Annotated in this window: 9 protein-coding genes; 5 read left to right on the forward strand and 4 right to left on the reverse strand. The window is 75.5% G+C overall.

The features are described 5' to 3' along the window. Nucleotides 1-11 precede the first annotated feature (11 nt). The 3 genes from ACFUMH_RS09420 to ACFUMH_RS09430 are packed head-to-tail and all read left to right on the forward strand — an operon-like array spanning nucleotide 12 to nucleotide 3799. Nucleotides 12-1469: an alanine/glycine:cation symporter family protein gene (locus ACFUMH_RS09420; protein ID WP_378203847.1), complete on the forward strand. Its 1458-nt coding sequence runs from the start codon at nucleotides 12-14 to the stop codon at nucleotides 1467-1469. Nucleotides 1470-1502: 33 nt separating this feature from the next. Further along, entirely contained in the window at nucleotides 1503-3017 is a 1515-nt protein-coding gene (gene gltX, locus ACFUMH_RS09425) for a glutamate--tRNA ligase (protein WP_378203850.1), read from the forward strand. Beyond that, nucleotides 3014-3799, forward strand: a complete 786-nt coding sequence (locus tag ACFUMH_RS09430) for an HAD family hydrolase (protein WP_378203853.1) — start codon at nucleotides 3014-3016, stop codon at nucleotides 3797-3799. Before gltX ends, ACFUMH_RS09430 begins: the two co-directional genes overlap by 4 nt. A gap of 9 nt (nucleotides 3800-3808) precedes the next feature. On the opposite strand, the gene hisN is transcribed toward ACFUMH_RS09430, so the two are convergent. The 4 genes from hisN to ACFUMH_RS09450 form a co-directional block, all read right to left on the reverse strand. Beyond that, nucleotides 3809-4600 (reverse strand): histidinol-phosphatase, encoded by a 792-nt coding sequence (gene hisN / locus ACFUMH_RS09435; RefSeq protein WP_378203856.1) that lies wholly within the window; start codon nucleotides 4598-4600, stop codon nucleotides 3809-3811. Nucleotides 4601-4680: 80 nt separating this feature from the next. Beyond that, nucleotides 4681-5754, reverse strand: a complete 1074-nt coding sequence (rsgA, locus tag ACFUMH_RS09440; protein WP_378203859.1) for a ribosome small subunit-dependent GTPase A — start codon at nucleotides 5752-5754, stop codon at nucleotides 4681-4683. Next, entirely contained in the window at nucleotides 5754-7061 is a 1308-nt protein-coding gene (gene aroA, locus ACFUMH_RS09445; RefSeq protein WP_378203861.1) for a 3-phosphoshikimate 1-carboxyvinyltransferase, read from the reverse strand. The genes rsgA and aroA overlap by 1 nt, the downstream gene beginning before the upstream one ends. 67 nt (nucleotides 7062-7128) lie before the next feature. Continuing rightward, a complete protein-coding gene (locus ACFUMH_RS09450; RefSeq protein WP_378203864.1) occupies nucleotides 7129-7674 on the reverse strand; it encodes a DoxX family protein in 546 nt (181 codons plus the stop codon). A 106-nt stretch (nucleotides 7675-7780) separates the two neighbouring features. On the opposite strand from ACFUMH_RS09450, the gene ACFUMH_RS09455 reads away from it, so the two are divergent. Continuing rightward, complete coding sequence (locus ACFUMH_RS09455) at nucleotides 7781-8560, forward strand: sigma-70 family RNA polymerase sigma factor (RefSeq protein WP_378203867.1); 780 nt, start codon at nucleotides 7781-7783, stop codon at nucleotides 8558-8560. Then, nucleotides 8557-8874, forward strand: a complete 318-nt coding sequence (gene rsrA / locus ACFUMH_RS09460; RefSeq protein ID WP_378203870.1) for a mycothiol system anti-sigma-R factor — start codon at nucleotides 8557-8559, stop codon at nucleotides 8872-8874. The genes ACFUMH_RS09455 and rsrA overlap by 4 nt, the downstream gene beginning before the upstream one ends. Nucleotides 8875-8926 lie beyond the last annotated feature (52 nt).

Here is an 8926-nt window from a genome sequence, read left to right on the forward strand (position 1 = left end):
GGGGGACGGACGTGCAGACGGTCATCGACTGGCTCTCGAACGCGCTGTACTCGTACTGGCTCGTCTACGTGCTGGTCGGCGTGGGCGTGTGGTTCACGGTCCGCACCGGGTTCGTCCAGGTGCGGCTCTTCGGCGCGATGCTGCGGCAGGTCGTGTCGTCGCGCAGCGACGCCGAGGGCGGCATCTCCTCGTTCCAGGCGTTCGCGGTCGGCCTCGCCTCGCGCGTCGGCACGGGCAACATCGCCGGCGTCGCGGTCGCGCTGACGCTCGGCGGGCCGGGCGCGATCTTCTGGATGTGGGTCGTCGCGCTCGTCGGCATGGCGACCGCGTTCGTCGAGGCGACGCTCGCGCAGGTGTTCAAGGTCCGGGCGGACGACGGGTCGTACCGCGGCGGCCCCGCGTACTACATCCAGCGCGGGCTGGGCTCGCGGCGCTGGGGCGTCGTGTTCGCGCTCCTGCTCGTCCTCACGTTCGGGTTCGCGTTCAACATGGTGCAGGCGAACACGATCGCCGACACGCTCGAGGCGGGCCACGGCGTGCCGGTCGCGTGGACGGCCGTGGGGCTGGTCGTGCTCGCCGCGCCGGTGCTGTTCGGCGGCGTGCGTCGCGTCGCGCGCGTCGCGGAGATCGGCCTGCCGTTCATGGCAGGCGCCTACCTGCTGCTGGCGCTCGTCGTCATGCTGCTCAACGTCGAGGCCGTGCCCGACGCGTTCGGCCAGATCCTGCGCGGCGCGTTCGGGCTCGACGAGGCGCTGGCCGGCACGGCGGGCGGCGTCCTCGCGGCGGTGCTCAACGGCACCAAGCGCGGGCTGTTCTCCAACGAGGCGGGCATGGGCTCGGCACCCAACACGGCGGCGACCGCGACCGTCTCGCACCCGGTCAAGCAGGGGCTCATCCAGTCGCTCGGCGTGTTCGTCGACACGATCCTCGTCTGCTCGGCCACTGCGATGCTGGTGCTGCTCGCCGGGCCGGACGTCTACCGGCCGGGGGTGACCGGCGACAGCGCCGGCGCCTCGCTGACGTCGGCCGCCGTCGCGCACGAGCTCGGCACGTGGACCACGCCGCTCATGAGCGTCGTCGTCTTCACGTTCGCGTTCTCGTCCGTGCTCGGCAACTACTCGTACGCCGAGGTCAACCTCACGTTCCTGGGCGTGCGCGGGCGCGCGCTGACGGCGCTGCGCACCCTCGTCCTCACGGCGGTCGGCGCGGGCGCGCTGCTGGCCCTGCGGACGGTGTGGACGCTCGCCGACGTCGCGATGGGGCTGATGGCGACGGTGAACCTGGTGGCGATCGTGCTGCTGTCGCGGTGGGCGCTGGGCGCGCTGGCGGACTACCGGGCGGCGCGTGCCGCGGGCACGGACGCGCGCTTCGTCGGCCACGGCAACCCGCTCCTGCCCGGGGACGTGCCGGGCGACGTCTGGGCGCCGGGCGTGCGCGACGGGGTGCGGTCCGCCGCCTCGCTAGGCTGAGACGACCCCGCCCGCACCACCCCGAGGTGACCCGTGCCCAGCAGTGCCGTCCGCGTCCGCTTCTGCCCCTCGCCGACCGGCACCCCGCACGTCGGGCTCATCCGCACCGCGCTGTTCAACTGGGCGTACGCGCGGCACGTCGGCGGCACGTTCGTGTTCCGCATCGAGGACACCGACCCGGCGCGCGACTCCCAGGAGAGCTACGAGCAGCTGCTCGACGCGCTGCGCTGGCTCGGGCTGGACTGGGACGAGGGCGTCGAGGTCGGCGGCCCGCACGAGCCGTACCGCCAGTCCCAGCGCTACGACCTGTACCGCGACGTCGTCGCGCGCCTCGTCGAGGGCGGGTACGCGTACGAGTCCTTCTCGACGCCCGAGGAGGTCGAGGCCCGGCACCGTGCCGCGGGCCGCGACCCGAAGCTCGGGTACGACGGGTTCGACCGCGACCTCAGCGACGAGCAGAAGGCCGCCTACCGCGCCGAGGGGCGCGAGGCCGTCATCCGCATGCGCATGCCCGACGAGGACGTGACGTTCACCGACCTCGTGCGCGGCGACATCACGTTCAAGGCCGGGTCCGTGCCCGACTACGTCGTCGTCCGCGGCAACGGCCACCCGCTGTACACGCTGGTCAACCCGGTCGACGACGCGCTCATGGGCATCACGCACGTGCTGCGCGGCGAGGACCTGCTGTCGTCGACGCCGCGGCAGGTCGTGCTGTACCGGGCGCTCGTCGAGCTCGGCGTCGCCGAGGTCGTGCCGCAGTTCGGGCACCTGCCGTACGTCATGGGCGAGGGCAACAAGAAGCTCTCCAAGCGCGACCCGGAGTCGAACCTCTTCCTGCACCGCGCCAACGGCTTCACGCCCGAGGGCCTGCTCAACTACCTCGCGCTGCTCGGCTGGTCCATCGCGCCCGACCGCGACGTGTTCACGGTCGAGGAGATGGTGGCCGCGTTCGACGTCGCCGACGTGAACCCGAACCCCGCGCGCTTCGACCAGAAGAAGGCCGAGGCCATCAACGCGGCGCACGTGCGCCTGCTCGCCCCCGACGACTTCCGCGGGCGGCTCGTCCCGTACCTGCACGCCGCGGGCCTCGTGCCGGCCGCGACGTACGCGGAGCTGTCCGACGCGCACCGTGCCCTCCTCGACGCCGGCGCGCCCCTCGTCCAGGAGCGCATGACGCTGCTCGGCGAGGCGGTCGGCATGCTCGGCTTCCTCTTCGTCGCGGACGACGCCCTCGAGGTCGCCGAGGACGCACGCGGCGCACTGCGGCCCGAGGCGGCGGACGTGCTCGACGCGGCGGCCCGCGTGCTGGCCGACGTGCCCGCCGACGGGTTCACGACGGAGGCGACGCAGACCGTGCTCGCGGCCGCGCTGGTCGCGCCCGCCGACGAGGGCGGGCTCGGCATCAAGCCGCGGTTCGCGTACACGCCGCTGCGCGTCGCGCTCACCGGACGCCGCGTGTCCCCGCCGCTGTTCGAGTCGATGGAGATCCTGGGCAAGGACGCGACGCTCGCGCGCCTCGGCCGCCTGCGGGCGAGCCTCGACGCGTGACGTCCGCCGGGGCCACGGGGGCGGCCGGCGCGGACGCCGGCGGACGGCTCGTCGACGGCGTGCTGCTCGACATCGACGACACGCTCGTCGACACCCGGGCGGCGTTCCGCACGGCGATCGCCGACGTGCTCACCGCCTACGCGGGGGACGTCGACGACGCGACGGTCGACGCCGCGCTCGCCGCCTGGCGGGCCGACGTGAACGGCCACTACCGCGCGTACACCCGTGGCGAGGTCGACCACCGCACCCAGCGCAGGGCGCGTGCGAACGAGCTGCACGCCGCCTTCGGCGGGCCCGTCCTCGACGACGCCGCCTACGACGCGTGGGACGCACGCTTCGACGCGGCGTTCCGCGGCGGCTGGGCCGCGCACGAGGACGCGGTCGCCGGGCTGACGGCCCTGCTCGACGCCGGGGTCGTCGTCGGCGCCCTGACGAACGCGGCGTCGGCCTACCAGACGGACAAGCTCGTACGGGCGGGCCTCGACGGGCACCTCGAGGTGCTCGTCGGGGTCGACACCCTCGGCGTCGGCAAGCCGGACCCGCGGGTGTTCGTCGAGGCGTGCCGCCGCCTCGGCACGGACCCGTCGCGCACCGCCTACGTCGGCGACGAGCTCGACGTCGACGCGCGCGCCGCCGTGGCGGCCGGCCTCGTCGGCGTGTGGCTCGACCGGCCCGGCCCGCGCCGCGTCGACGTCCCGGCCGCCGACGTCGCCGCCGCCCGCGCGGCCGGCGTGCACGTCGTCACGTCGCTGGCGGAGCTCCCGGACCTGCTCGGCCTCTGAGGCCGGCCGTCATGCGTCGGGGGCCAGCGCCGCCAGCACGTCGTCGTGCAGCAGGCCGTTCGTCGCGAGCGCGTCGCCGCCCAGCGGGCCGGGCGTGCCGTCGAGCGACGTGAAGCGGCCGCCGGCCTCGGTGACGATCGGGACGAGCGCGGCCATGTCGTGCAGCGACAGCTCGGGCTCGGTCGCGACGTCGACGGCGCCCTCGGCGAGCAGCACGTACGACCAGAAGTCGCCGTAGGCGCGCGTGCGCCACACCCGGCGCGTCAGGTCGAGGAACGGCTCCAGCCGCCCGCGCTCCTCCCACCCGGACAGGCTCGAGTACGACAGCGAGGCGTCCTCGAGCCGCGCCACCGACGACACGTGGAGCCGCGTCGCGGCCGCGAGGGAGCGCCCCGTCCACGCGCCCGTGCCCTTGGCCGCCCACCACCGCTTGCCCAGCGCCGGTGCGCTCACCACGCCCAGCACGACCTCGTCGCCGTCCATGAGCCCGAGCAGCGTCGCCCACACGGGGACGCCGCGGACGAAGTTCTTCGTGCCGTCGATCGGGTCGACCACCCAGCGTCGCGGCCCGTGGCCCGTGTCGGCCATCTCCTCGCCGTGCACCGCGTCGCGCGAGCGCATGCGGGACAGGCTCGTGCGGACGAGCTCCTCGGCGGCGCGGTCCGCGTCCGAGACGGGCGTCAGGTCCGGCTTCGTCTCGACCTGCAGGTCCAGGGCCTTGAACCGCGCCATGGTCACGGAGTCCACCTGGTCCGCGATCACGTGGGCCAGGCGCAGGTCGTCGTCGTACGCGGTCGCCATGGGTGCTCCTTCGTCGGTGGTCGCGCGTCACCGTACCGGTGCGCGCGCCCCGGGACAGCGGACCCGGTCGGCGCACGCCGTCAGCGCACCGGGTCCTCGGGGTCCGCGGTGCCGAGCCGGCTCACCAGGAGGCGGCGGAAGGAGTCGACGCGCGCGGTGCGCGCGTCGCGGGTCGCGTCGTCGGGCGCGTCGGCCACCCAGTCGTCGAGGCCGCAGTCCGGCGATCCGGCCAGGTGCGTGCAGCCGCGCGGGCACTCGCGCGCCACGTCGGCGAGGTCGCCGAACGCGCGGACCAGCCGGTCCGGCTCGACGTGCGCGAGGCCGAACGAGCGGACGCCCGGGGTGTCGACGACCCACGTGGGCGTCGTCGTGCCGGGCAGCGCGAGCGCGACGGCCGACGTCGACGTGTGCCGGCCCCGGCCCGTCACGTCGTTGACCACGCCGACCGCCCGGTGCGCGTCGGGCACGAGCGCGTTGACGAGCGTCGACTTGCCGACGCCGGAGTGCCCCACGAGCACCGAGACGCGCCCGTCGAGGGCCGCGCGCACCTCGTCCAGGCCGGTGAGGACGCGCTCGCCCGTCACGGGGTCCTCGGCGCGGCTCGTGACGACCACCTCGACGCCGATCGGCGCGTACATCGCGACGAGCTCGTCGGGCGACGCGAGGTCCGCCTTGGTCAGCGCGAGCAGCACGTCCATGCCCGCGTCGTACGCGGCGACGACGCAGCGGTCGATCATGCGGGTGCGCGGCTCGGGGTCGGCCAGGGCGGTGACGACGACGAGCCGGTCGGCGTTCGCGACGATGACGCGCTCGACGGGGTCCGTGTCGTCGGCCGTGCGCCGCAGCACCGTGCGCCGCTCGCCGATCCGCACGATGCGCGCGAGCGTGTCCCGGCCGCCCGACGTGTCGCCGACGACGTCCACGCGGTCGCCCGGCACGACGCGCTGCCGCCCGAGCTCGCGCGCCTTCATGGCGAGCACGCGCGTCTCGTCCGGCGTCCCGGGCTCGACGAGGACGGTGTACCGGCCGCGGTCGACGGCGACGACCATCGCGCTGCGCGCGTCCTCGTGCGCCGGGCGCTGCTTGGTGCGCGGGCGCGACCCCCGACCGGGACGGATGCGGACGTCCCGCTCGTCGTAGCGCCGCTCCGGCATCAGGCGGAGGCCCCCGCGCGGGACCCGGCCAGCATGCCGGACCACAGGTCGACGAAGTCCGGCAGCGTCTTCGAGGTCGACGCGACGTCCTCGACGCGCACGCCCGGCACGCGGAGCCCCACGAGCGCGCCCGCCGTCGCCATGCGGTGGTCGGCGTACGACCGCCACGTCCCCCCGGTCAGGGGACGCGGCGTGACGACGAGGCCGTCCGCCGTCTCCTCGGCCTGCCCGCCGAGGCGCGTGATCTCGGCGACCAGGGCCGCCAGGCGGTCCGTCTCGTGGCCGCGCAGGTGCGCGATACCGCGCAGGCGGGTGGGGGAGTCCGCGAGCGTCGCGAGCGCGGCGATCGTGGGGGCGACCTCGCCCGCCGCGTGCAGGTCGAGGTCGACGCCGTGCACGGTGCCGGTGCCCGTCACGGTGAGCACGTCGCCGTCGAGGGACGCCGTGCCGCCCATCCGCTCGAGGATGCCGGGCAGGAGGGCGCCCGGTTGCGTCGTGGCGGCGGGCCAGCCCGGGACACGGACGGTGCCGCCGGCGGCCAGCGCCGCGCAGAGGAACGGGGCCGCGTTGGACAGGTCCGGCTCGACGCGGACGTCGCGCCCGGCGACCGCGCCCGGTGCGACGCGCCACGTGCCGGGCGTCGTGTCGTCGACCTCGACGCCCGCGGCGCGCAGCACCTCCACGGTCATCGCGATGTGCGGGACGCTCGGCAGCGTCGCGCCCGTGTGCCGCACCGTCAGACCGTTCGCGTACCGCGCGCCGGACAGCAGCAGGCCGGAGACGAACTGGCTCGACCCGGACGCGTCGACGTCGACGGCCCCGCCCTCGAGCCCGCCGCGTCCGTGGACGGTGAAGGGCAGGAAGCCGGGCTCGCCGTGCCACTCGACGCGCACGCCGAGGTCCTGCAGGGCGGCGAGGACCGGGCCCATGGGGCGGACGCGCGCGTACGGGTCGCCGTCGAACCGCACGGGCCCGTCGGCGAGGGCCGCGAGCGGCGGCAGGAAGCGCATGACGGTGCCCGCGAGCCCGCAGTCGACCTCGACGCCGCCGCGGACGGCGCCGGGTGCGACGGTCCAGTCGGACCCGTCCTGGTCCACCCGTGCGCCGAGGGCCCGCAGCGCGTCCGCCATGAGCTGCGTGTCGCGGCTCGCGAGGACCCCCCGCAGCCGGCTGGGCGTGCCACCGAGCGCGGCGAGCACGAGGTAGCGCGCGGACAGCGACTTCGAGCCGGGCACCTCCACCGTCGCGTCGAGCGGGCCGGTCGCGGCCGGCGCGTCCCAGAGGTCGAGCGCGGGAGGGGTCGTCATGAGGGCCAGGCTATCGGCGCGTGCACCGGACGCGTCGGGCGCGTCCGCGTCGTCGGCCGGCTGCCGGCTACGCGTCGGTGTGCTTCGCGACCCACTTCGCGCGGGCCGCGCGCACCGCCGCCCGGTCCTCGCGGGCGTGGTGCACGCGCCAGCCGAGGCCCGGGCGCCCCTCGAGGTCGGCGCCCACGAGCAGCGCGCCGCCCGTGAAGCCCACGGCCCGGATCAGCCGCTCGGTCCGCTCGCGCTCCTCCTGCTCCGACCGCTTGCGGCCGAGGGGCAGGTTGACGACCACGACCGGCAGCGTGAGCCCCGCGAGCACGAGACCGGCCGTCCGCGGCGCGCGCCCGACGGCGAGGGCCGCGGCGGCGACGACGAGCGCGGCGCCGTGCGCGCGCGCGACCGTCGCCAGCTGCTCGTCGGAGACCCGGCCCTCGATCGCGTCGCCGAGCGGCCCGGGGACGCCGGCGCGCGTCTGGTCGGGCACGCGGGAGCGCAGGCCGTCGAGGGCGTCGCGCACGATCCGCGCGTGACCCTGCGGGTGGCGCAGCGCGTCGAGGCCCTGCGAGACGAACCAGGTGGCGAGCATGGGACGGGCGGCACGGCGCAGCAGCACGGGTTCCTCCGGGACGCACGGGTGGGCGGACGTCCTCACGCTAGCCCTGCGGGTGCGGCTCGGCGCGCCGGGAATGCCCGGGGGAGCGCCTCGCGTTGACCCCGTCATGAGCGTCCTCCTCCCGGCCCGCGCGACGGCACCCGTCGTCGTCGGTCCGCCCCCGCCCGGCCCCGGGCACCCGTTCGCCGCCCTCTCGGGTGGCACCCGGCCCGCGGCACTAGGCTCGTGGGTGATGAGCGAGGACACGGCAGGCATCGACATCGGCACCGAGACGACCCGCGCGCCGGAGACGGAGGGCGACGCCGCCCGCGCGGACCGGTTCGAGGCCGAGGCGCTGGTCCACCTGGACCAGCTGTACGGCGCTGCCCTGCGCATGACGCGCAACCCGGCCGACGCCGAGGACCTCGTCCAGGAGACGTTCACCAAGGCGTTCGCCGCGTTCCACCAGTACCGCCCGGGCACGAACCTCAAGGCCTGGCTGTACCGGATCCTCACCAACACGTACATCAACTCCTACCGCAAGAAGCAGCGCGAGCCGCAGCAGTCGCGGTCGGAGGAGATCGAGGACTGGCAGCTCGCGCGCGCGGAGTCGCACACGTCGAGCGGCCTGCGCTCCGCCGAGGCGGAGGCCCTCGACCACCTGCCCGACTCGGACGTGAAGGACGCGCTGCAGCGCATCCCCGAGGACTTCCGCATCGCGGTGTACCTCGCGGACGTCGAGGGGTTCGCCTACAAGGAGATCGCGGAGATCATGGGGACGCCGATCGGGACGGTGATGTCCCGCCTGCACCGCGGCCGCGGCCAGCTGCGCGAGCTGCTGTCCGACTACGCGCGCGAGCGCGGCCTGGCCGGTGCCGCGCCGACGGGACCGGAGGGCGGGCGATGAGCACGTTCGAGGACGAGCGCGCCGGCGCGCCGACGCCGGTCGACCCGTGCGGGAGCGGTGACATGCGCTGCTCCGAGGCGGTCGAGCGCCTGTGGGAGTACGTGGACGCCGAGCTCGGCACGCTGGACCGTGACCGCGTCGCCGCGCACCTCGCCGAGTGCACGCCGTGCCTCGAGGAGGAGCAGGTCGAGGTCGTCATGAAGGAGCTCGTGCGGCGCTGCTGCCAGGAGGAGGCGCCCGTGACCCTGCGCGTGCGCATCCACGAGCAGATCTCCGTGCTGCGGCTGCGCGCCGCCGCGGAGCCCGACGCCTGAGGTCGGTCCACCTCGTACGGACGACGAGGGCCCCGGAGCAGCTGCTCCGGGG

It is taken from the genome of Cellulomonas sp. NPDC057328 (genome assembly GCF_042667215.1).
GTDB lineage: Bacteria > Actinomycetota > Actinomycetes > Actinomycetales > Cellulomonadaceae > Cellulomonas.